The 234-nt window shown below is 63.7% G+C and carries 1 protein-coding gene; it reads right to left on the minus strand.

Annotation, left to right across the window (positions count from 1 at the left end):
- On the minus strand, positions 1-234 hold a 234-nt coding region (locus SB753_RS41655; protein ID WP_410805767.1), incomplete at both ends, for a M81 family metallopeptidase.

Raw genomic sequence — 234 nt, forward strand, 5'->3', positions numbered from 1 at the left:
GCATCGACCGCACGCTTCATCGCGCCTTCGGCCGTCGAGCTGCGCAGCGTATGCGTGAGCAGCGGCGGCTGACGCCACGCGATCACCGGCTTCACGTCGCCATGCATCGACGCGAACAGCAAACGCGCGGCGTGCGCGCCGGTCTCGTACATATCGACGTGCGGATAAGTCTTGAAGCTGACGATCACGTCCGCGTTGTCGATCATCTTCTGCGTGACGTTGCCGTGCAGATCG

The organism is Paraburkholderia sp. SIMBA_053 (genome assembly GCF_046534895.1).
Lineage (GTDB): Bacteria > Pseudomonadota > Gammaproteobacteria > Burkholderiales > Burkholderiaceae > Paraburkholderia > Paraburkholderia caledonica.